The sequence below is a fragment of the Paraburkholderia sp. HP33-1 genome (assembly GCF_021390595.1).
Classification (GTDB): Bacteria; Pseudomonadota; Gammaproteobacteria; order Burkholderiales; family Burkholderiaceae; genus Paraburkholderia.
Window position 1 is genome coordinate 2,600,677 of sequence record NZ_JAJEJR010000001.1, and the last position, 19,956, is coordinate 2,620,632.

Consider the following 19,956-nt stretch of genomic DNA (forward strand, 5'->3'; position numbering starts at 1 on the left):
ATGCTTAACGGTTTACATTTAACGCATCACGTTATACTATTCGGTGATCACGACATTCGCAGACAAGGCCACCGCAAGAATTTTCCAGGGCAGGTTCGTGCATACGTTACCGCACGCAATCCAGGCGATTGCGCATCGCAAGTTTCTGATGATCGACGCCGCACGCTCCATTGCGAATTTGCACGCGCCGGCCGGCAACCGGCTCGAAGCCTTGCAGGGCCAGCGCAGCGGGCAATGGAGTATCCGCATCAATGCGCAGTGGCGCATCTGTTTTCATTTCGTCGGCGAGGACGCGTTGAATGTCGAGATCGTCGACTATCACTGACTATTGGGAGACCGACATGGTCATCAAACGCTCCGCGCTGAAGAGCGTCGATTACTCGGACATCGACACCGGCGAGGCCATTGCCGAGATCCATCCGGGCGAAGTTCTGCGCAGCGAGTTTCTCGAGCCGCTCGGCATGTCCGTCAACGCACTCGCGCTTGCGCTGCGGGTGCCGGCGCCGCGCATCAACGACGTCGTGCGCGGCCGCCGCGCGATCTCCGCCGACACTGCGCTGCGGCTCGAGCGCTACTTCGGCGCCAGTGCGCAGTTCTGGCTCAACCTGCAAATTGCCTACGACCTGCGCGTCGCGGTTGCCGCCGCCGGCGAGCAGATCGAACGGGAAATCGAGCCGATGCCTCGCGCCGAGCGCCCGAAACTGCCGAGCGTGCCCGCCGGGCACGCTCGGGCCGCGGCGCTCGCAGCCAGTGTCAGCGGCACCGTCTCGGCCAAGGCGAGCCGCAAGACCTGAACGCGGCCGCACCACCAAAAGCACGGAGCCGACACAACGAGCGGGTAAAATCTCGGCATTCTTCTAGCCTTCCCGGAGTACAACAATGTCTTTGCAACGTCGTACCACTCTCACGAAGTACCTGATCGAGCAGCAGCGCGAAACGAACAACCTGCCCGCCGACCTGCGCCTGTTGATCGAAGTCGTCGCGCGCGCGTGCAAGGCGATCAGCTACCACGTCAGCAAGGGCGCGCTCGGCGATGCGCTCGGCTCGGCGGGCAGCGAAAACGTCCAGGGCGAAGTGCAGAAGAAGCTCGACATCCTGTCGAACGAAATCCTGCTCGAAGCGAACGAATGGGGCGGCAACCTCGCGGGCATGGCCTCCGAGGAAATGGAACAGTTCTTCCCGATTCCGGCCAACTATCCGAAGGGCGAATACCTGCTCGTGTTCGATCCGCTCGACGGCTCGTCGAACATCGACGTCAACGTGTCGATCGGCACGATCTTCTCGGTGCTGCGTTGCCCGGACGGCCACCAGGCCACCGAGCAGTCGTTCCTGCAGCCGGGCACGCAGCAGGTCGCGGCGGGCTATGCGGTGTACGGCCCGCAAACGGTGCTCGTGCTGACCACCGGTAACGGCGTGAACTGCTTCACGCTCGACCGCGAGCTCGGCTCGTGGGTGCTTACGCAAAGCGACATGCGCATTCCCGTCGAAACGCGCGAGTACGCAATCAACGCCTCGAACGAGCGCCACTGGTATCCGCCGGTTCAGCAATACATTGGCGAACTGAAGGCGGGCAAGGAAGGTTCGCGTCAGGCCGACTTCAACATGCGCTGGATCGCGTCGATGGTCGCCGACGTGCATCGCATCCTGAATCGCGGCGGCGTCTTCATGTACCCGGCCGACAAACGCACGCCGGACAAGCCGGGCAAACTGCGTTTGATGTACGAAGCCAATCCGATGGCGTTCATCGTCGAGCAGGCGGGCGGCGCCGCGACCAACGGCGAGAAGCGCATTCTCGACATCCAGCCGAAGAGTCTGCACGAGCGCGTCGCGGTGTTCCTCGGCTCGAAGAACGAGGTCGATCGCGTGACCCGCTATCACCTCGAAGCGAAAAAGTGATCTCGAAATAAAAAAATGCACCGAGGGACTTGCCAAGCCACTGAAGTAATCCCTATAATCTCGTTTCTCCTGATGCCGGAATAGCTCAGACGGTAGAGCAGCGCATTCGTAATGCGAAGGTCGGGGGTTCGATTCCTCTTTCCGGCACCAACAAGTTTCAAGCAAAAAGCCCAGTCCTCGTGACTGGGCTTTTTGCTTTGCAGCGCCGATCCGGAAGTGCGGCGCCGCAGGTGTCGCCTGCGCCTCCGCCGCCCTGTCGCACCATGTCTGTGCCTTCGCGACGATTGGGCTCTGCGGAACATGCAGCTTTCTGACGAACTGATTGCAGGCGATCTGCAGAATCGGGGGAATCAGACAGATCGAAAACGAAATCTCGCCGAGAAACACCGCGACACGATTGCCGAACAGCGCTTTATCGATCACGTTGCCATGAGTGGGAGCACCCCGTCGTTGTCGGCTAAGTGATGAACGATCGCGAGCAACGCCGCGAACGCACGTAGTCCAGTCAGGCTGTCGATCGTTCTCATTGAATTCCCCGAGGCGTTCATCGACGTGAGCACGACGCGGCGCCATGAAAAACAGGTTCGGCCGCGCGGTTGCTTCGCGCCAGTAAGAGCCGTTTGCGACCAACGTCGCACCCGAACCGGCGCGACGTCGAAATTCAATGCATGTCCAGCCTAGTCGGGAAAGCGAAGCGGGTCGTACGGCCGTGGCGTTGCGAGATTGCGTGCGATGACATCATCGGCCTGCGCGGTCGGCTGTTGGTGCGGCACGCCGAAGGCGGCGATCGCTTGCGCAGGCGCCGACGCGAACCACAAGATCCTGCCGGCGCATTCGATGCCAACCTGACGTCCACCCCAGTAGACAGCGTTTTCCATCGCGACCTCCCCTGAACACGAAGACTGCCATCATCCGCGCCGTCCACTGCACGTCCGTCTGCCAGCGCACGCCGGGCGATCGATAACCGCTTCAATCATAGGTGGTCCGGCGCGCGGCACCTGTTTCTGGCACAGAACGACGTCGTCCTGTCATAGCAATGCCGCAATGAGTTTGCCAGACAACGGTCAGTCCGTTAATTAACGACCAAATTCTTTAAATAGTGTTTATCGCGGTCAACGCGACGCGAAATACGCCGTTTACAAAGAATCAGGCCCGAGCTAATGCAATCAGCAAATTACGAACGTTCAGTTCAAAAAATAGAAAATCGTGCCGATGCGGCGACGCACAAGATTGTCACGCTTTATTCATGTAAAGGCGTTAAGTGCGACGCAACGACAACAACGACCGATCGTGCTCAAACCCAGTCGGGGCAAGGCGCGGAGGCAACGGTGGAAGGAGCGGGACAGAGATGATTTCGCGCCGGCAATTAAGAGGATCAAGGCGGATCACGAAGCCGAGGCGATAGTCAGACGATAAATTTTATTCAATCCCTCTGCTGATGTGTCGGCTTGTGCCGTTAAAGCAACAGAGTGTGTATGACTCTCATCGGACACTGGTGCGATGCGGGGAACGAGGTCGATAATTGGTTCGCAAAGGAGAAAGATCATGGACGCCAAACCACCGAAGATTCCGACCCCGGACAAGGTTTTTTACCCGGATCCGGAACCTGTGGCCGTCGAGTTTCTGGGAGCCGAGCTGCCCGAGCATGTTCGCGCTTTCTTCGACGAACAACGCAAGTCGTGCGATCCGAAATAACGGGGCACTGGCGCGGCGCAGCATTCGCGCTCGTTAAGTTCACGCGCAGCGCATGCTCGCGCCCACATTACACGCCGGACGCTTTCGTCTTGATGGCGGATCAGTTCGCCTGATCAAGGCAGCAACGCTGGGCCATGCGGCTCGAACGTGCGAATGCGCGCACCTCTCTCGCTCCGACCTTCCCCCTCCTGACAACCCGCGTTAATCGGCCCAATACGCGCCGTTTGCCGGGCATCATTTATTCTTCTGGTTTTTCCATCAGCGGCCGCCCGGCCATGTTCGCCTCATGAATCGTTTGCATCGCTTTGGCGCGTCATGCGCACTCACCATAGCCGCCGCGTTCGCCCTCGCGCCCGCACCAGCGCTCGCCGATGGCGACGACACCGCGCTCACCAACCTGATCGCCCTGGTTTCCCAGCGCCTTGCGCTCGCGGAGCCAGTCGCGCGCTGGAAGTGGGCGAACCACCAGGCGATCACCGATACGCCGCGAGAAAACGCGCTGCTTGCCGACGTGGAAAAGCGCGCCGCGGCGGCAAACGTCGACCCGGCTTTCGCCCGTGCGTTCTTCCGGGATCAGATCGATGCAAGCAAGGACGTGCAGAACGCACTCTTCGAGAACTGGCGCCGCACCCAGCCACCGCAGGGACCCGCACCCGATCTCGCGACAAGCACGCGACCGCAGCTCGACAGGCTGACGCAATCGCTGGTGACGGGTCTCGCGCGCGTGCAGCCGCTGCGCGCGGCGGACGATTGTCCGTCGCGCGTCGCGCAATCGCTGGCTAACTGGAAGGCGCTGACGCGCTATGACTCTGCGCATTCGAGCGCGTTGACGCGCGCGCTCGGTCACGTGTGCGAGACGGGTGGCGTCGGCGCGACCGGCTGATTTCCGCAGCGCCACGGCGCATGCACGCCTCCACAAGGGTCACACGACAATGCTCGACCTGGACGTGTCGCTCGATACGCTCAACGGCATCACGCGCAGACCACGCGCCAGATGGGTTTGCAGGATACGGTACGTCGAAAGCTCGAACGGTCCCGCCATCGTCGATGCATGCAGCTGCGCCGCCTGCTCGAGCGACGGCGCGTGCCCGAGGTAGCGCCAGCGGTCGACGACGTGGAAGATGCGCTGCGCTTCCTCGCGCTCCTCGAAAACGATGGGCCCCTGGAATGGCCACGGCGCGTCCGCGGGATCACTCTTCGTCACGCGGGGCAGCCGGTTTTGGCCCGGCCGCAGCGTTGCGATCCACTGTGCCTCCGCGAGCATCGCGCCGAGTTCGCCACCAGTCGCGCGCCATTCAACGCGCCGCACCAGCTGCGCAAGCCGCATATCCTTCGACGAACGCCGCTCGCCGGTCAGATGCGAGCGCAACCGCTGACGCACACGCACGCTTCGTCCGACATACAGCGGAGCATCGCCTTCGCCATAGAACGCGTACACGCCACACCCCGCCGGCGCGGTGTCGAGCAGATCCTCGGTGATGTCGCCTGCGAGCCGGTAGCGCCGCGTCGTGCGCTCGATGTGCGCGCGCAGCGCGTCCAGCGGCACGAGTGTCGGCAGGCGCTGCCAGAACTGCCAGATCAGATCGGCGTCGGCGAGCGCGCGGTGGCGGTCGGACGGCACCAGCGCATGGCGTTCGACAAGCGCGTCGAGACCGTGACGCTTTTCGCCGTGAAACAGCGCGCGCGACAGCCGCACCGTGCACAGCACGTCCGGATCGAACGCGAGACCGGCGCGGCGGAATTCGCTGCGCAGAAATCCGCGATCGAAACTTGCATTGTGCGCGATGAACAGCTTGCCGTTCAGGCGCTCGAACAGCTCGGGCGCAATCGACTCGAACGTCGGCGCGCCGCGCACCATGTCGTTCGTGATGCCCGTCAGCTGCTGGATGAACGAGGGAATCGGCTGCTGCGGGTCGATCAGACTGCTCCAGCGCGTGACGCCGTTCGGCCCAACTTCGACGACACCAACCTCGGTAATGCGGTGCTCGCTCGTGGTGCCACCGGTCGTTTCAAGGTCGACGAAAACGATCGGTGCATCGAGGGGCAGTTCCGGCGAAAGCAGTTCAGACATGGGACAAGGGAGACGGACGCGTGAATTTTCGGCAAGTATGCACCAGTTGGCCGTTGCGCATCCAGGATGCGCCGCGTGCGCAGGCGGGAATCTTGCCGCCGTAGGCTCTGGTTTTTATGCCGACATCCCGCCAACGCTTAAAGCAGACGATTAATTCAGAGGCCAGTCAATGCGCTCTGGATGCATTATCTTCTGACAATAGTGCGTGTTTTTGAACCACGCGGTTACCCAAATTTAATCTGACAGCGAATATCACACAGAAATAAAAAACCCTCGCGCAAGGCGAGGGGGGTTTTGCCTTCCAGCGTGTGCGGGCGGCATGCCCGGCAAGCGCTTTTACAGCGGCTGAATGTTGGCCGCTTGCTTGCCCTTCGGGCTGGTCTTGACTTCAAATGACACGCGCTGGTTTTCCTTCAGCGACTTGAAGCCGTCGCTGCGGATTTCCGAAAAGTGCGCGAACAGATCCTCGCCGCCCGCGTCCGACGTGATGAAGCCAAAACCCTTAGCATCGTTGAACCATTTGACGATACCAGTTTCCATTTCCTGTTTCCCTCAGTGATTTACAAAAAAACCGGGCGCTGCCCTTGAATCGATCTAACCCCGAATTCAGTCGCCTATATCTGATAGCGAAGAAAACCAGAATCAGCAAATAAAATACGGCTTTGCCGTTATACGGGGAAGAGAGAATGGCCGTCAAGTAAACTTTTCATATGCATTTAGCGTATAAAAAGAAAAGGCTTCAAATCGCATCGGATACGGGCTGGCCCGTCAAATTTACCTGAATGAACTTAATTCAGCTCAATCAGTGGAAAATTTTCCGACGAAATGCAATATAAATGTAACAAAATCGCTCTTTGCGTAAGTGTTTGTCCGAGTTGTTGCGGCGCAGCCCCACTCGCATGATGGAAATCGGTAGTAGCGATGCGCTTTCGGAGGTTGCCATGCTGTTCAGTGAAATTCGCCGTCTCTTCGCCTTGCTCACCAATTCGCATGCAAAGGTCATACCCGATCAGCCCACACGAACCTTGGATTCATCCATCATTTTCAATTTCGACCCGATGTGGCACGGAGACCACTGGCAAAACCTGCTCTCCTCGCCGATGGATGCGCGCCGCTATGTGATGGAAGACTGGTGCGTGTCCGCACCGGCGGACTGGAACGAGGCGGAAGGCGCCGCGCCCGCTCACTGAACGGATCTCCGAAGGTCACCCGCAGATAAAAAAAAGCGCGACTGGAGGGTCGCGCTGGCAAAGGTTTGGAGATCTTTTTCGTCAAGAAAAAGTCTGCTTCGAAAAGCAGAAATTACAGTATAGCGGTCGTATGCAATTTCTATTATTAACACTATTAACAATCGTCTATTGCAGCAATAACAACAATCGCTTTTTCGCATTTTTCTCCGTTGTTTTTCCGCATCGTTCGGTGTCGCGAATCAGCAACGCGCTTTAGGAAAATTCCGCCGCCTGATCCGTCGAGTCGGACGCAAAGCCTTTATACATAAGGCTCGAATGGCAATCGCCGATCGTTTCTCGTTGGGTAATACTTTATTGCGCGAATCGGAACATCAACTCCTGGAAGTGTCTCTCTACACTCTGCCTAATCGGAAACCGGCGCGAATCTGGTCAGCGCGCTTCTCACGCGAATTCCGTTTCTCGCAGCGCTCGCGTGAAGGTCTCCTAAGCCAGGGTTTTATACCTCTCTCGCTCTCGGAGTTATATCAATGAAGAAGACACTCATGGTCGCTGCCCTGTCGGGCGTTTTCGTCACGGCAGCGCACGCGCAAAGCAGCGTTACCCTGTATGGCCTGATCGACGCCGGCATCACCTATACGAATAACCAGCGCGTGAGTGCCACCCAGCACGGCGCCAACGTGGCGATGACGAGCGGCTCGGTGAACGGCAGCCGCTGGGGCCTGCGTGGAGCTGAAGATCTCGGCGGAGGTCTGAAGGCCATCTTCACGTTGGAAAACGGCTTTGGCATCAACGACGGCACGCTCAAGCAGAACAGCCGTCTGTTCGGCCGGCAGGCGTTCGTCGGTCTGTCGAGCGACCAGTTCGGCGCTGTCACGCTCGGACGTCAATATGACAGCATGGTCGACTACGTCGCCCCGCTGGCGCTGACCGGCACGCAATACGGCGGAACGCAGTTCGCGCACCCGTTCGACAACGACAACCTGAACAACTCGTTCCGTATCGACAACTCGGCCAAGTACCAGAGCGCGAACTTCGGCGGCTTCAAGTTCGGCGCGTTGTACGGCTTTTCGAACCAGGCTAGCGGCTTCGCGAACAACCGTGCATACAGCGCGGGCGCATCGTACGACTGGGGCGGCCTGAACGTCGCCGCCGCTTACATGCAACTGAACGCAAGCGGCTCAACCAGCGCGGCCTTAACGTCTAATACGGGTGGTGCAGTATCGGGCGACGCCACGTTCTTCGCGCAGCGTCAGCAAACGTGGGGCGCAGGCGCCAACTACGCGTTCGGCCCGGCAACGGTTGGCCTCGTGTACTCGCAGACGAACCTGCATGGCCTCGCCGGCATCAGTGCAGCCGGATCGGGTGTCTCGGGCGGCCTCAGCTTCCCGTCCAACAGCGCTCAGTTCCAGAACTTCGAGGCCAACGCTCGTTACGCTCTGACGCCGGCGATCAGCATTGCCGGCGCGTACACGTACACCCGCGCTAACCTGTCCAGCTCGCACGTGCACTGGAACCAGGTCAACCTGCAAACCGCGTACGCATTGTCCAAGCGTACCGACGTGTACCTGCAAGGCGTCTATCAGGCAGCAAACGAAGACTCGCTCGTCAACGCCTACATCAATGGCGTGGGCAACGCTTCGGGCAACAACAAGCAAGTCGCCGTGACGGCTGGTCTGCGTCACCGCTTCTAAGCACTGCGCAAGGACTGGCGGTAGAGAAGGCGCCGTTCGCGGCGCCTTTTTTTATGTTCGTGCCGAAGGGGGTGTTTGCCTCGCCTTGCGCGACTTTGTGTGCGTCCGCCTACGCCCTCGCCTATGGCCTAGCGGCCGCTGTCGGGAGGCGGATACCTGACGTCGAGAATATCGATCGGCTGCGGACCGGCCGGCGTGAATAGCGTGACCGTATCGCCGACCTTAGCCTTCAGCAGCGCGCGCGCAATCGGCGAGATCCAGCTGACGTGCCCAACGTCCAGATCAACCTCGTCGATACCGACGATCGTCACCTTGTGCTCTTCGCCATCCTCGGTCGCATAGTCGACGGTCGCACCGAAGAACACCTGATCGATGCGCTCCTGCCGGCTGCTATCGACGACCTCAGCCAGATCGAGCCGCTTGGTCAGAAAGCGGATACGCCGGTCGATTTCGCGCAGACGGCGTTTGCCGTAGATGTAGTCGCCATTCTCCGAGCGGTCGCCGTTCGACGCCGCCCACGAGACGAGCTTGACCACCTCAGGCCGCTCGACATCGATCAGATGCAGCAACTCATCGCGCATACGCCGATGACCGGCGGGAGTCATGTAGTTTTTGGTGCCCGCGGGCACTTCGGGTTGGGCGACGTCGAGATCGTCATCGCTTTCTTCGCTCGACTCTTTGACAAAGGCCTTGTTCATAATGATCCAGTAACAGCAGCTAGCAACAACCTCTTAAAAGGTTACACGATCGGGACCGCGACACAAATCGCCGTGACGGGCTTCCATTTTTGAAATCTGTTGGCTATAATCTCGTTTCTGTGTGCGGCTGTAGCTCAGTTGGATAGAGTACTTGGCTACGAACCAAGGGGTCGTGGGTTCGAATCCTGCCAGCCGCGCCATCTTATTCGAGGGCTTCCCTAGCGGGAATTCTCAGGTTTCACCGGTTTTTGCAGTAGGCATCACCGTTTTGCGTGCGGCTGTAGCTCAGTTGGATAGAGTACTTGGCTACGAACCAAGGGGTCGTGGGTTCGAATCCTGCCAGCCGCACCACCCATGAAGGGCCTTCCAATCGGAAGGCCCTTTGTCTTTTCGGGCGCACTATGCCCTGCCCGCGCGCGAACCACTCAGCGCGGCGGCGACTGAATATCCCCAATCTGCCCATCCGGGTGCGGCAAGTCCTCGACAACGCCGCCCACCGTTTGCTCGCTGATCGTCTCCGCCCGCATGCCGGTCAGTGCCTGGCGCTCGCGCAGTACGTCATCGACGCTATCGCCGAAATGACTCGCGACGAATGCTCGCAGCACGGCGGTCCGCAGCGACTCGCCCCGCCCCTCCACGGCACCATGCCCACCGACGAACTCCGCGACGCATACCGCGTCCCGCTCGCTCTGCTCACGCACGTCGAGCCGCCGCGCACGCTCAAGCACGACCGCAGCCGTCTCCCACGACATCGACGGCGTAAAACGGCCGTCCCACGGGCGGCCGCGATCATTGCCGCGGATCGCAACGGTCTCGCCGCTATCGGTAAAGTAGATTTCGCGCACGAAGTCGTGCAGGCTGCGCGCCACCCAGTAATCGAGCGCCACTCCAGCGAGGTCGGATACGTTCATCTGCTTTCTCCCCGGGGTTCAGGCGAGACTTGCCTTCAGTTGTATCCTGAGCCGCACGTAAGATGCCTGACTGGCGCGCGACGCGCCGGTCAAAGCCGCGCCAGCGCCCAGTCGGAAGCGCTCAGTAATCCGCCCGCTCGCGATCGATGCGCATGCCGCCTTCGTGGCGGTGATGCCCCTCTTCGCTCGGCCGCTCACGCGCGATGCGCATCACATCGAGGTTCGTGCGCACGCGGCGCATCACGTTGGCCAGATGCACGCGGTCGCTAACCTGAATCACGAAGCGCAGAATCGTGGATTCCTGCGACAGATCTTCGTCCATCGCGATATGGACGATGTTCGCGTCCGCCGACGTGATGTCGGCCGCCACGCGAGCAAACACGCCCTTGGTGTTCTTGACCAGCACCTTTACCGCGACATCGAACAGACGCCCCGGCTGCGGCGCCCATGCGACGTCGATCCAGCGGCCCGGATCGCGCCGGTGAATACGCTGCGCGACCCGGCAGTCGGTAGTGTGGATCGCCATGCCGAGGCCGATGCCGATATAGCCCATGATGTCGTCGCCCGGAATCGGACGGCAGCATGCGGACAGCTGCACCGACATGCCTTCGGTGCCAGTGATGACGACCGGCGGCGCATGCGGCGTCGAACCGTGCTCGGAGCGCGAACCGTCGTCGTCGTCGGCGCGCCCGCTCATCAGCACCTCGATGCGCTTGGCCATCACCGCGGCGACGCGCCGGCCGAGGCCGATGTCCGCAAAAATCTCCTGACGGTTCTTGTTGCCCGTCCACTGCACGAGCTTTTCCCACGCTTCCGGCGTCACGTCCGCCAGCGCGAGGCCGTAGCCCTTCAAGGCCTGATCGACGAGACGCTCGCCGAGCTGCACCGACTCGTTCAGGCGCATCGTCTTCAGATAATGACGGATCGCCGAGCGTGCCTTGCCGCTGCGCACGAACCCGAGCCATGCGGGGTTCGGCTTCGAATACGGCGCCGTGATGACCTCGACGATGTCCCCGCTCTTCAGCTCGGTACGCAACGGCAACAGCTCATTGTTGATCTTCACCGCGACGCACTGGTTGCCAAGGTCGCTGTGGATCGAATAGGCGAAGTCGAGCGCGGTGGCGCCGCGCGGCAGCGCCATGATCTTCGACTTTGGCGTGAACACGTAGACCGCGTCCGGGAACAGATCGATCTTCACGTGTTCGAGGAATTCGCTCGAGTCGCCCGCTTCGCTCTGAATGTCGAGCAGCGACTTCAGCCACTGGTGCGCACGCTTCTGCACGTCGTTCAGATCCGCGCTGCCGTTCTTGTACAGCCAGTGCGCGGCGACGCCCGCCTCGGCGATCTCATGCATCTTGCGCGTGCGCACCTGAAACTCGATCGGCGCGCCGAACGGGCCGACGAGCGTGGTGTGCAGCGACTGATAGCCGTTCACCTTCGGGATCGCGATGTAGTCCTTGAACTTGCCCGGCACCGGTTTGAAGAGCGCATGTAGCGCGCCGATGCAGGTATAGCACTCGAGCGCACTCTCGACGACTACGCGAAACCCGTACACGTCGAGCACCTGCGAGAACGACAGCTGCTTGTCGCGCATCTTCTTGTAGATGCTGAAGATGGTTTTCTCGCGTCCGGTGACTTCGGCGTCGATCTTCGCGTCTGCGATTGCGCGCTGCACCGATTCGAGAATCTTGCCGACCACCTCGCGACGATTGCCGCGCGCGGCCTTGACGGCTTTTTCGAGCGTCGCGTAACGGTGCGGGTTGAAGTTCGCGAAGCTCAGGTCCTGCAGCTCGCGATAGGTATTGTTCAGGCCGAGCCGGTGAGCGATGGGTGCGTAAATGTCGAGCGTTTCGCGCGCGACGCGGCGACGTTTTTCCGGTGGCACCGCGCCGAGCGTGCGCATGTTGTGCAGCCGGTCGGCGAGCTTCACGAGAATCACGCGCACGTCGCGCGCCATCGCGAGCAGCATCTTGCGGAAGTTCTCCGCCTGCGCTTCCTCGCGATTGCGAAACTCCATCTTGTCCAGCTTGGACAACCCGTCGACCAGTTCCGCGACCTTCGCGCCGAAGCGCTCGGCGAGCTCCGCCTTGGTCACGCCCTGGTCTTCCATCACGTCGTGCAGGAGCGCCGCCATGATCGCCTGGGCGTCAAGATTCCAGCCCGCGCAGATTTCCGCGACGGCGACCGGATGCGTGATGTAGGGTTCGCCGCTCTGGCGATACTGGCCGAGGTGGGCTTCGTCGCTGAAGTGGAACGCCGCCTTGATGTCCTTGATCTCTTCCGGCGGCAGATAGCCGGACAGCGCGGACGTCAGGTTGGCGATGGAGACGACATCATGCCGGCGCGGCTGCACCGGCGTGGCAGTCGGCCCGAACAGATGGCGAAACGATTGCTCGAGGACCGCGTCGATGTACCTGCGTGCAGACGAGGGCAAGTCGGCGTCGTGGTCCACTTCCGTGGCGGTGGGCGGGGTAGCACTCATGGTCGCCTCCGGTAGCGGTCAGGGTTGGACGCGGTTCTGCACGTTGAGCAAACCGGTGTGGCGAATACCGGGTAAGTCGAAAACGAAAAAACGTGCGCCTTAGACCGGCACCTTCTTCAGCATTTCGACGCCGACCTGACCCGACGCGATTTCACGCAGTGCGAGGACGGTGGGCTTGTCGCGGCTTTCGATCTTCGGCGTGTGGCCTTGAGCGAGCTGACGCGCGCGATAGGTTGCGGCAAGCGCGAGTTCGAAACGGTTCGGGATCTGTTTGAGGCAGTCTTCGACGGTAATGCGGGCCATGTTGGGTTCCTTCTCAGTATGTTGCTTATTCTACCTTATGTGCCTGACGGCACACCGCGCTCAAGCGTGCGGCAGGTGGATGCCGAGCTGCATGAAAAGCTGCGTGTGACGCGCGTACTGCGACGCGAAGCGCGAACGCGTCGCGCCGACGAGGCACTGCAGTTCTGCGAGCGCGCGATCGAAGTTTTCGTTGATCACGACGTACTCCGCTTCGGCCGCGTGCGCCATCTCGCCACCCGCCGCGAGCAGGCGTCGCGTGATCACGTTCGGCTCGTCCTGGCCGCGCTTTTTCAGACGCTCTTCGAGCGCTTCGAGCGACGGCGGCAAAATAAAAATTTCCACCGCATTGTGGAACTGCTTTTTCACCTGCTGCGCACCCTGCCAGTCGATTTCGAGCAGCACGTCATGGCCGCTTTTCATCTGCTCTTCGATCCACACGCGCGACGTGCCGTAGTAGTTGCCGTGCACTTCCGCGCTTTCGAGGAACTCGCCCTCGTCGTGGCGGCGCATGAAATCTTCGACGGTCGTGAAGTGATAGTGCTCGCCGTCCTGCTCCTTCGGACGCGGCGGGCGCGTCGTGTACGAAATCGACAGACGGATCGCGTCGTCGCCCGCGAGCAGCGCGTTCACTAGCGTCGACTTGCCCGCGCCCGACGGCGCGACGACCATGAACAGATTGCCGGGATAAGCGCCGGCGTAGGGATTGCGCGGCGCGCCGGTTTCGCGTGGATGGTGGTCGGTCATGATGTGTAGTGCTCCAGCCTTATTCGAGATTCTGTACCTGCTCGCGCATCTGTTCGATCAGCAGCTTCAGCGTCATCGACGAATCCGCGAGTTCCTTCGCCGCCGCCTTCGAACCGAGCGTGTTCGCTTCGCGGTTCAGCTCCTGCATCATGAAGTCGAGTCGCTTGCCGACCTTGCCGCCCTTCTCGATCACGTGACGCGTTTCATTCAGATGCGCGGTGAGGCGCGACAGCTCTTCGGCGATGTCGATGCGAATGCCGTACATCGTCACTTCCTGGCGGATCCGCTCGTTGATTTCTTCGCGCGACACGATCGTCGCGGCCGCATCCGGCGCGGCGATGCCGAGCGCTTCCTGCAAACGCTCGACGATCTTCTGCTGATGCCGCGCGATCAGCTCGGGCACGAGCGGCGTGATCTTCGTGACGATGGCTTCCATTTCGGTGACGTTGGCGAGCAGCATCGTCGCGAGTTGCGCGCCTTCGCGTGCGCGCACGTCGATCAGGTCCGCGATCGCCTGCTTGCCGCATCCGAGCACCGCGTCGCGCAGCGTCTCTGGCGCGATCCCGCTTTCGGCGAGCACGCCCGGCCAACGCAGGATTTCGCCGGTGCGCAGACGGCCTGCTTCAGGGAACGCGGCGAGCACCGTACGTTCGAGCTGCGCGAGTTGCGAGAGCGCGTCGCGATTGATCGCGCCCGCGTTCGCCGACTGCTCGCTGCGCTGCAGATTCACGCGAATGTCGACCTTGCCGCGCGACAGCTTGTTCATCAGCATCTCGCGCAGCGTCGGTTCGACCACGCGCACGTCTTCCGGCATGCGGAAATTCAGGTCGAGAAAGCGCGAATTCACCGTGCGCAATTCGACCGACACGCTCACGCCGCCAGTGCCCGAGGCCGCCACGAGTTCGCGCGTGGCGCTCGCATAGCCAGTCATGCTGTAGATCATCGTATTTCTCGCGATTGCGGCCATGCGTTCGACGATGGCCTAAGAAGCGGGTCGCCCGGCGTGTACGAGACGCGGGGCGGAGAACCGGCATTATCCCATTTTTGGCGGAGCCATCCGCTCGCGAGCGAGCAGGGATGCGGCCCGGCTCGCAGTTGCATGCTCGCCTTCTGATGCCGCTCGCCGCTGCGATACGCTTCACGTATTGATGCCGCACTCGTCGCCCGCAACTTTGCGGGTCACCCCTATGGGCAACCGCCCCATCCGATCGGCGGTAAAATTACAGTTTTTCCTCCGCCGTCTTCCGGCCCATCCCGACCCATTCCGACATGAGCAACGACACCCAACGCCCCAGCGGCCGCCAGCCCAACCAGTTGCGCGACGTGCGCATCACGCGTCACTACACGAAGCATGCGGAGGGCTCGGTGCTGGTCGAGTTCGGCGACACCAAGGTCATCTGCACCGCGAGCATCAGCGAGAGCGTGCCGCCTTTTCTGCGCGACCGGGGGCAGGGCTGGCTCACCGCGGAATACGGCATGCTGCCGCGCGCCACGCATACGCGCAGCGACCGCGAAGCCGCGCGCGGCAAGCAGACCGGCCGCACGCAGGAAATCCAGCGACTCATCGGCCGCGCGCTACGCTCGGTGTTCGATCTCGAGAAGCTCGGCGCGCGCACGCTCAATCTCGACTGCGACGTGATCCAGGCCGACGGCGGCACGCGCACCGCGAGCATCACCGGCGCGTTCGTCGCCGCGCACGATGCGGTCGCCAGATTGCTCGCGACGGGCCGCATCGAAAGCTCGCCAATCAACGACTACGTCGCCGCGATTTCGGTTGGCGTGTACGACGGTGTGCCGGTGCTTGACCTCGATTACGACGAAGACTCGCAGTGCGACACCGACATGAACGTCGTGATGACGGGCGCGGGCGGCTTCGTCGAGATTCAGGGCACCGCGGAAGGCGTGCCGTTCTCGCGCGGCGAAATGAGTGCGCTGCTCGATCTCGCGAGCGACGGCATCAGCACGCTGATCGCGAAGCAGAAAGCGGCGCTGGGAGTGCAGCAGTGAATGAGGTTCGTCAGTACGGCGGTGTGGGCGACGCGCACGGTGCGACGTCGGGCATGCCGTTGAAAAAAGTCGTGCTCGCGTCGAACAACGCGGGCAAGCTGCGCGAATTTGCGGCGCTGCTCGGCTCGGCCGGTATCGAGTTGATCGCACAAGGCGAGCTCAATGTGCCGGAAGCGGAAGAGCCGCATCCCACCTTCGTCGAAAACGCGCTGACCAAGGCGCGTCACGCGGCAAAGCTCACCGGCCTGCCCGCGCTCGCCGACGATTCGGGCCTTTGCGTGCGCGCGCTGCGCGGCGCGCCGGGCGTCTATTCGGCGCGCTTCGCGCAACTCGCCGGCGGCGAGAAAAGCGACGCGGCGAACAACGCGCGCCTTGTCGCCGAACTGCATGGCGCGAGCGATCGCCGCGGCTATTACTGCTGCGTGCTCGCGCTCGTGCGTCACGCGGACGATCCCGAACCGCTGATCGCCGAAGGCCGCTGGCATGGCGAAATCCTCGACGCGCCGCGCGGCGAGCATGGTTTCGGCTACGACCCGTACTTCTATCTGCCGTCGCTGAACGCGAGCGCCGCCGAACTCGAACCGGCGGTCAAGAACGCGAGCAGCCACCGCGCGATCGCGCTGCGACAACTGCTCGCGCGTCTTTCGGAGGAAGCGTGATTCCGATCCGACCGACGCCGGCGGACATCGGCACGGGTGTCGTCAAGGCGTTCACGTCGCCGGGCAGCATCCGTTTGACCTCGCTGCCGCCGCTTGCGCTATACGTGCATTTTCCCTGGTGTGTGCGCAAATGCCCGTATTGCGATTTCAATTCGCACGAGTGGAAAGGCGAAACATTCCCCGAGAACGACTACCTCGACGCTTTGCGCGCCGACCTGGAAATGGCGTTGCCACAAATCTGGGGCCGCCAGGTGCATACGGTGTTCATCGGCGGGGGCACGCCGAGTCTGCTGTCGGCGGCTGGGCTCGATCGCATGCTGTCGGATATTCGCGCGTTGCTACCGCTCGACGCCGACGCGGAAATCACGCTCGAAGCGAACCCCGGCACGTTCGAAGCCGACAAATTCGCGCAGTTTCGCGCGAGCGGTGTGAACCGCTTGTCGGTGGGCATTCAGAGTTTCAACGAATCGCATCTGAAGGCGCTCGGCCGCATTCACGATGCGGCGCAGGCGCGCCACGCGGTCGAAGTCGCCGCGACCACGTTCGACAACTTCAACCTCGACCTCATGTTCGCGCTGCCCGGGCAAACGCTCGCCGAATGCCAGGCCGACGTGGAAACGGCGTTGTCGTTCGCACCGCCGCATCTGTCGCTGTATCACCTGACGCTCGAACCGAACACGTTGTTCGCGAAGTTCCCGCCGGCGTTGCCCGACGACGACGCGTCCGCCGACATGCAGGATTGGATCCATCAGCGCACCGCCGAAGCCGGCTACGAGCGCTATGAGGTGTCCGCCTATGCGCGGCCGCATCGGCAGAGCAAGCACAATCTGAACTACTGGCGTTTCGGCGACTATCTCGGCATCGGCGCGGGCGCGCATACGAAGCTGTCGTTTCCGAATCGCATCGTGCGCCAGGCGCGCTACAAACATCCGACAACCTTCATCGAGCAGGCCAGGGCCGGTGCAGGCGTGCAGGAAGAGCATGAGGTCGGCCCACGCGATCTGCCGTTCGAGTTCATGCTGAACGCACTGCGCCTGGTGGAGGGATTTCCGGTGCATCGGTTCATCGAACGCACGGGTTTGTCGATCACGACGATCGAACCGGCATTGCAGGAAGCGGAGCGGCGCAAGCTGATCACCCGCGACCATGAACGGATCGCGCCGACACCGCTCGGCCAGGCGTTCCTGAACGACCTGCAGGCGCTATTCCTGAAGGATTCGCAGTGATGGCGAGCGGCCTCTACTCGGCAGCGAGGTCTTTTCAGGTTACAATTCACAGCTTGGAGGTGTGGCCGAGTGGTTTAAGGCACCGGTCTTGAAAACCGGCGAAGGAGCAATCCTTCCGTGAGTTCGAATCTCACCGCCTCCGCCAGATTCTCTGACACTGCAAAACCCCGTCGATTCTCATGAACGACGGGGTTTTGTATTTGCGGCTTTGAAAAGCGCCGCAGACGTCCGCGATGGATTGAGGTATTTCGTCTCCGCCATCACGAGCTAAACCACTGCCACCGCCTCAACCTCGATCTTGAACCCATAGTGCAGTTGCGGCACCGGCACGACCGCGCGCGCCGGTTTTGCATCGCCAGCCCAGCGCGCATAGATCTGGTTGAAGCTCGCCCAATGCTCGACATCGACGACATACACGCGCACCTGCACCAGTTGCGCGACGCTGCTGCCGACGCTTTCGAGCGCCGCCTTCACATTGGCCAGAACCTGTTCAGCCTGCGCGTCGAATGACGCATCGGCGAGCTTCTCGCCTTGCGCATTGATCGGCAATTGCCCTGACACGAAGACGAAGCCATTCGCAACCGCGACATGACTGTAGTGACCGCCGGGTTGCGCAAGCGCGGCAGGGTTGTCCGTGTGCGGCAAACGTGGGGCGTGCGTGCTATCGGTCATGAACCGCTCCAGAAGTGAAAACCTCGCAGCGGTTTATCACCGTGCCTCATTCAGCACAAGCCCGGGCACGGAGCAGCGTGCATCACGCGTCCGCCATCTCGAGCTTCTCGCGCGCATCCGCACAACGACGATTCAGATCGCGATGCATCAACTGGCTATCGAGCAAAGCCGAAACATCCGTCAAACCGTAATCAAAGCGCAAGACGTATTCGATGTCGGTGTAATCGTAATAAGCGCCGCTGTCGGCCAGCCGTTGCGCTTCGGCGAATGCGGCAGGTTGCCGTTCGCCATTCATCAAGTCTTTGATCGCCATGATTGCCGCTCCGAGGAACAGTGACTTCATCATAGCAATGCAAACCGCGAAGCACGGTGGTGCGCGCGCAACACCTGGTGTTTTCCGCAGAGGCGCCCGGTGAACTCACGCGTTGGCCGATGCGCGCAGCCGGGATAGCACAAGCGTCATACGGTTTTCACGCCGTTTTCACAGCGCTCACGCAGCCGCAACCGGCGACTTCGTCGCGTGCCAGCGCATCACGAGCTTGCGTCCGACAAAGCACAGGCAGCCGGCGGCGCCGACCACGATACCCATGCCCTTCGGCGTGCCGTCCTGCCACAGTCCGACCGCGAGACTCGACAACGCGCCGAGCGCGAGCTGCACCGCGCCGAACACGGCCGCCGCAGCGCCCGCATTGACCGGGTAGCGATGCATCAGATCGGTCGTGCAGTTGGCGGACAACACGCCCACGACGCTGACGACGAAGAACAGTCCAAACACGATCGACCACAAGCCGCCCCACCCGGTCAGCGACACGACGCATACAAACAGCGACGCGACAAAGCTCACGGTCGCCGCGAACGAGATAATCGGCACCGGCCCGAGCCGGCCGACGAGCCGTGTATTCAGATAGTTGCCCAACATGATGCCGACGATGTTCAACGCGAACAGGAAGCCATAGTGCTGCGCGGACACATGGAAATACTCGATGTACACGAACGGCGTCGCCGTGATGTACGCGAACATCGACGCGAACGCCATGCCGCCGCACAGCATGTGCCCCCATGTGACCGGATCGCGCAGCAGAGCCCCATACGCGCCGAACGACTTCAGCAGCGCCGACTGCGCGCGCATCTCGCGCGGCCACGTCTCCGGCACTTTCAGGAATGCGGTCACCGCGCACACGGAACCGAACAGCGTCAGCGCGACGAACACGGCGCGCCAACCGCCCAGCAACAGCAACTGTCCGCCGATCAGCGGCGCGAGCAGCGGGCCGATCGACGTGACGATCGCGATCATCGACAGCACGCGCGCCGCGTCGCCCGGCTCGTGCGCGTCGCGGGCGATCGCACGCGCGAGCACCGATGCGGCGCCCGCGCCCAACGCCTGCAGAAAGCGGAAACCGACCAGTGAGCCGATCGAAAACGACAGCGCGCACGCGATGCTCGCGAGCGCATACATGACGATGCCGCCAAGCAGGATCGGCCGACGGCCATACGTGTCGGACAGTGGACCATAGAGCAGCATGCCGATCGAGAAGCCGAACATGAAGCTCGTGAGCGTGGATTGCGCGGCGCCCGTGCTGACCGCGAAGGCCTGCGCGATGGTCGGCAGGCTCGGCAGATACATGTCGATGGAAATCGGCCCGCACGCGGCCAGCGCGCCGAGCAACAGGATCAGCCGGCCATCTGGCCGGCGTTTGACGACTTGAGACAT

23 protein-coding genes and 4 tRNA genes are annotated in these 19,956 nt (G+C 61.8%); 14 read left to right on the top strand and 13 right to left on the bottom strand.

What is annotated here, in order from left to right:
- Positions 1-43 precede the first annotated feature (43 nt).
- From L0U81_RS11805 to L0U81_RS11820, 4 genes are all read left to right on the top strand, one after another.
- Positions 44-325 (top strand): type II toxin-antitoxin system RelE/ParE family toxin, encoded by a 282-nt coding sequence (locus L0U81_RS11805; protein ID WP_233802836.1) that lies wholly within the window; start codon positions 44-46, stop codon positions 323-325.
- Positions 326-341: 16 nt separating this feature from the next.
- A complete protein-coding gene (locus L0U81_RS11810) occupies positions 342-794 on the top strand; it encodes a HigA family addiction module antitoxin (RefSeq protein ID WP_233802838.1) in 453 nt (150 codons plus the stop codon).
- A gap of 85 nt (positions 795-879) precedes the next feature.
- Positions 880-1,896: a class 1 fructose-bisphosphatase gene (locus tag L0U81_RS11815; protein ID WP_167046742.1), complete on the top strand. Its 1,017-nt coding sequence runs from the start codon at positions 880-882 to the stop codon at positions 1,894-1,896.
- Positions 1,897-1,970: 74 nt separating this feature from the next.
- Positions 1,971-2,046, top strand: a tRNA-Thr gene (locus L0U81_RS11820).
- A gap of 269 nt (positions 2,047-2,315) precedes the next feature.
- On the opposite strand, the gene L0U81_RS11825 is transcribed toward L0U81_RS11820, so the two are convergent.
- Positions 2,316-2,561: a hypothetical protein gene (locus tag L0U81_RS11825; RefSeq protein ID WP_233802840.1), complete on the bottom strand. Its 246-nt coding sequence runs from the start codon at positions 2,559-2,561 to the stop codon at positions 2,316-2,318.
- Between the two features lie 12 nt (positions 2,562-2,573).
- Entirely contained in the window at positions 2,574-2,774 is a 201-nt protein-coding gene (locus tag L0U81_RS11830; protein ID WP_233802842.1) for a hypothetical protein, read from the bottom strand.
- A gap of 667 nt (positions 2,775-3,441) precedes the next feature.
- Between L0U81_RS11830 and L0U81_RS11835 the strand changes: the two genes are divergently transcribed.
- Together L0U81_RS11835 and L0U81_RS11840 are read left to right on the top strand one after the other, a co-directional pair.
- Positions 3,442-3,591 (top strand): hypothetical protein, encoded by a 150-nt coding sequence (locus L0U81_RS11835; protein ID WP_008921206.1) that lies wholly within the window; start codon positions 3,442-3,444, stop codon positions 3,589-3,591.
- Positions 3,592-3,877: 286 nt separating this feature from the next.
- Positions 3,878-4,474 carry a chorismate mutase gene (locus tag L0U81_RS11840; protein ID WP_233802844.1) on the top strand — a complete coding sequence of 199 codons (597 nt, stop codon included), beginning with the start codon at positions 3,878-3,880 and terminating at the stop codon, positions 4,472-4,474.
- 39 nt (positions 4,475-4,513) lie between these two features.
- On the opposite strand, the gene L0U81_RS11845 is transcribed toward L0U81_RS11840, so the two are convergent.
- Positions 4,514-5,662 carry an exonuclease domain-containing protein gene (locus L0U81_RS11845; protein WP_233802846.1) on the bottom strand — a complete coding sequence of 383 codons (1,149 nt, stop codon included), beginning with the start codon at positions 5,660-5,662 and terminating at the stop codon, positions 4,514-4,516.
- Positions 5,663-5,998: 336 nt separating this feature from the next.
- Positions 5,999-6,202, bottom strand: coding sequence for a cold-shock protein (locus tag L0U81_RS11850; protein ID WP_233802848.1), 204 nt, complete (start codon positions 6,200-6,202; stop codon positions 5,999-6,001).
- 401 nt (positions 6,203-6,603) lie between these two features.
- Here L0U81_RS11850 and L0U81_RS11855 point away from each other — a divergent pair, with 401 nt between their 5' ends.
- Both L0U81_RS11855 and L0U81_RS11860 read left to right on the top strand, forming a co-directional pair.
- Positions 6,604-6,852: a hypothetical protein gene (locus L0U81_RS11855; protein WP_233804301.1), complete on the top strand. Its 249-nt coding sequence runs from the start codon at positions 6,604-6,606 to the stop codon at positions 6,850-6,852.
- A gap of 527 nt (positions 6,853-7,379) precedes the next feature.
- Entirely contained in the window at positions 7,380-8,543 is a 1,164-nt protein-coding gene (locus L0U81_RS11860; protein WP_233802850.1) for a porin, read from the top strand.
- Between the two features lie 128 nt (positions 8,544-8,671).
- Here the strand turns inward: L0U81_RS11860 and greB are convergent, their stop codons facing one another.
- On the bottom strand, positions 8,672-9,241 hold the full coding sequence (gene greB / locus L0U81_RS11865) for a transcription elongation factor GreB (RefSeq protein WP_233802852.1): 570 nt from the start codon (positions 9,239-9,241) through the stop codon (positions 8,672-8,674).
- Positions 9,242-9,364: 123 nt separating this feature from the next.
- Here greB and L0U81_RS11870 point away from each other — a divergent pair.
- Positions 9,365-9,441 (top strand) — tRNA-Arg (locus tag L0U81_RS11870).
- A gap of 74 nt (positions 9,442-9,515) precedes the next feature.
- A tRNA-Arg gene (locus L0U81_RS11875) sits at positions 9,516-9,592 on the top strand.
- A 74-nt stretch (positions 9,593-9,666) separates the two neighbouring features.
- Here the strand turns inward: L0U81_RS11875 and L0U81_RS11880 are convergent.
- The 5 genes from L0U81_RS11880 to L0U81_RS11900 all read right to left on the bottom strand — a co-directional run bounded on the left by L0U81_RS11880 (position 9,667) and on the right by L0U81_RS11900 (position 14,624).
- Complete coding sequence (locus tag L0U81_RS11880) at positions 9,667-10,152, bottom strand: phage protein NinX family protein (protein WP_233802854.1); 486 nt, start codon at positions 10,150-10,152, stop codon at positions 9,667-9,669.
- Positions 10,153-10,273: 121 nt separating this feature from the next.
- On the bottom strand, positions 10,274-12,634 hold the full coding sequence (locus L0U81_RS11885) for a RelA/SpoT family protein (RefSeq protein WP_233802855.1): 2,361 nt from the start codon (positions 12,632-12,634) through the stop codon (positions 10,274-10,276).
- Positions 12,635-12,733: 99 nt separating this feature from the next.
- Positions 12,734-12,937: a DNA-directed RNA polymerase subunit omega gene (rpoZ, locus tag L0U81_RS11890; RefSeq protein ID WP_008921215.1), complete on the bottom strand. Its 204-nt coding sequence runs from the start codon at positions 12,935-12,937 to the stop codon at positions 12,734-12,736.
- A 60-nt stretch (positions 12,938-12,997) separates the two neighbouring features.
- Positions 12,998-13,681 (bottom strand): guanylate kinase, encoded by a 684-nt coding sequence (gene gmk / locus L0U81_RS11895; RefSeq protein ID WP_233802857.1) that lies wholly within the window; start codon positions 13,679-13,681, stop codon positions 12,998-13,000.
- A 19-nt stretch (positions 13,682-13,700) separates the two neighbouring features.
- Positions 13,701-14,624 carry a YicC/YloC family endoribonuclease gene (locus L0U81_RS11900; RefSeq protein WP_233802859.1) on the bottom strand — a complete coding sequence of 308 codons (924 nt, stop codon included), beginning with the start codon at positions 14,622-14,624 and terminating at the stop codon, positions 13,701-13,703.
- A gap of 326 nt (positions 14,625-14,950) precedes the next feature.
- Between L0U81_RS11900 and rph the strand changes: the two genes are divergently transcribed.
- The 4 genes from rph to L0U81_RS11920 all read left to right on the top strand — a co-directional run bounded on the left by rph (position 14,951) and on the right by L0U81_RS11920 (position 17,718).
- On the top strand, positions 14,951-15,688 hold the full coding sequence (rph, locus tag L0U81_RS11905; protein ID WP_233802861.1) for a ribonuclease PH: 738 nt from the start codon (positions 14,951-14,953) through the stop codon (positions 15,686-15,688).
- Positions 15,685-16,347, top strand: coding sequence for an RdgB/HAM1 family non-canonical purine NTP pyrophosphatase (rdgB, locus tag L0U81_RS11910; RefSeq protein WP_442793402.1), 663 nt, complete (start codon positions 15,685-15,687; stop codon positions 16,345-16,347). The genes rph and rdgB overlap by 4 nt, the downstream gene beginning before the upstream one ends.
- Positions 16,344-17,573 carry a radical SAM family heme chaperone HemW gene (gene hemW / locus L0U81_RS11915; protein ID WP_233802863.1) on the top strand — a complete coding sequence of 410 codons (1,230 nt, stop codon included), beginning with the start codon at positions 16,344-16,346 and terminating at the stop codon, positions 17,571-17,573. The genes rdgB and hemW overlap by 4 nt, the downstream gene beginning before the upstream one ends.
- 55 nt (positions 17,574-17,628) lie before the next feature.
- Positions 17,629-17,718, top strand: a tRNA-Ser gene (locus L0U81_RS11920).
- 122 nt (positions 17,719-17,840) lie between these two features.
- Here L0U81_RS11920 and L0U81_RS11925 read toward each other — a convergent pair.
- From L0U81_RS11925 to L0U81_RS11935, 3 genes are all read right to left on the bottom strand, one after another.
- Positions 17,841-18,245 carry a RidA family protein gene (locus L0U81_RS11925; protein ID WP_233802865.1) on the bottom strand — a complete coding sequence of 135 codons (405 nt, stop codon included), beginning with the start codon at positions 18,243-18,245 and terminating at the stop codon, positions 17,841-17,843.
- Positions 18,246-18,327: 82 nt separating this feature from the next.
- Positions 18,328-18,558: a hypothetical protein gene (locus tag L0U81_RS11930; protein ID WP_233804304.1), complete on the bottom strand. Its 231-nt coding sequence runs from the start codon at positions 18,556-18,558 to the stop codon at positions 18,328-18,330.
- A gap of 177 nt (positions 18,559-18,735) precedes the next feature.
- Entirely contained in the window at positions 18,736-19,956 is a 1,221-nt protein-coding gene (locus tag L0U81_RS11935) for a Bcr/CflA family multidrug efflux MFS transporter (protein WP_233802867.1), read from the bottom strand.

Excerpts from the sequence above, each read along its gene's own strand:
- L0U81_RS11815 (WP_167046742.1), top strand. The coding sequence starts at position 880 with ATGTCTTTGCAACGTCGTACCACTCTCACGAAGTACCTGATCGAGCAG.
- L0U81_RS11830 (WP_233802842.1), bottom strand. The coding sequence starts at position 2,774 with ATGGAAAACGCTGTCTACTGGGGTGGACGTCAGGTTGGCATCGAATGC.
- L0U81_RS11850 (WP_233802848.1), bottom strand. The coding sequence starts at position 6,202 with ATGGAAACTGGTATCGTCAAATGGTTCAACGATGCTAAGGGTTTTGGC.
- L0U81_RS11810 (WP_233802838.1), top strand. The coding sequence starts at position 342 with ATGGTCATCAAACGCTCCGCGCTGAAGAGCGTCGATTACTCGGACATC.
- L0U81_RS11860 (WP_233802850.1), top strand. The coding sequence starts at position 7,380 with ATGAAGAAGACACTCATGGTCGCTGCCCTGTCGGGCGTTTTCGTCACG.
- L0U81_RS11855 (WP_233804301.1), top strand. The coding sequence starts at position 6,604 with ATGCTGTTCAGTGAAATTCGCCGTCTCTTCGCCTTGCTCACCAATTCG.
- L0U81_RS11935 (WP_233802867.1), bottom strand. The coding sequence starts at position 19,956 with ATGTCTCAAGTCGTCAAACGCCGGCCAGATGGCCGGCTGATCCTGTTG.
- L0U81_RS11840 (WP_233802844.1), top strand. The coding sequence starts at position 3,878 with ATGAATCGTTTGCATCGCTTTGGCGCGTCATGCGCACTCACCATAGCC.
- L0U81_RS11925 (WP_233802865.1), bottom strand. The coding sequence starts at position 18,245 with ATGACCGATAGCACGCACGCCCCACGTTTGCCGCACACGGACAACCCT.
- L0U81_RS11930 (WP_233804304.1), bottom strand. The coding sequence starts at position 18,558 with ATGGCGATCAAAGACTTGATGAATGGCGAACGGCAACCTGCCGCATTC.
- greB (WP_233802852.1), bottom strand. The coding sequence starts at position 9,241 with ATGAACAAGGCCTTTGTCAAAGAGTCGAGCGAAGAAAGCGATGACGAT.
- L0U81_RS11880 (WP_233802854.1), bottom strand. The coding sequence starts at position 10,152 with ATGAACGTATCCGACCTCGCTGGAGTGGCGCTCGATTACTGGGTGGCG.
- L0U81_RS11835 (WP_008921206.1), top strand. The coding sequence starts at position 3,442 with ATGGACGCCAAACCACCGAAGATTCCGACCCCGGACAAGGTTTTTTAC.
- gmk (WP_233802857.1), bottom strand. The coding sequence starts at position 13,681 with ATGACCGACCACCATCCACGCGAAACCGGCGCGCCGCGCAATCCCTAC.
- L0U81_RS11845 (WP_233802846.1), bottom strand. The coding sequence starts at position 5,662 with ATGTCTGAACTGCTTTCGCCGGAACTGCCCCTCGATGCACCGATCGTT.
- L0U81_RS11885 (WP_233802855.1), bottom strand. The coding sequence starts at position 12,634 with ATGAGTGCTACCCCGCCCACCGCCACGGAAGTGGACCACGACGCCGAC.
- rph (WP_233802861.1), top strand. The coding sequence starts at position 14,951 with ATGAGCAACGACACCCAACGCCCCAGCGGCCGCCAGCCCAACCAGTTG.
- rpoZ (WP_008921215.1), bottom strand. The coding sequence starts at position 12,937 with ATGGCCCGCATTACCGTCGAAGACTGCCTCAAACAGATCCCGAACCGT.
- L0U81_RS11900 (WP_233802859.1), bottom strand. The coding sequence starts at position 14,624 with ATGATCTACAGCATGACTGGCTATGCGAGCGCCACGCGCGAACTCGTG.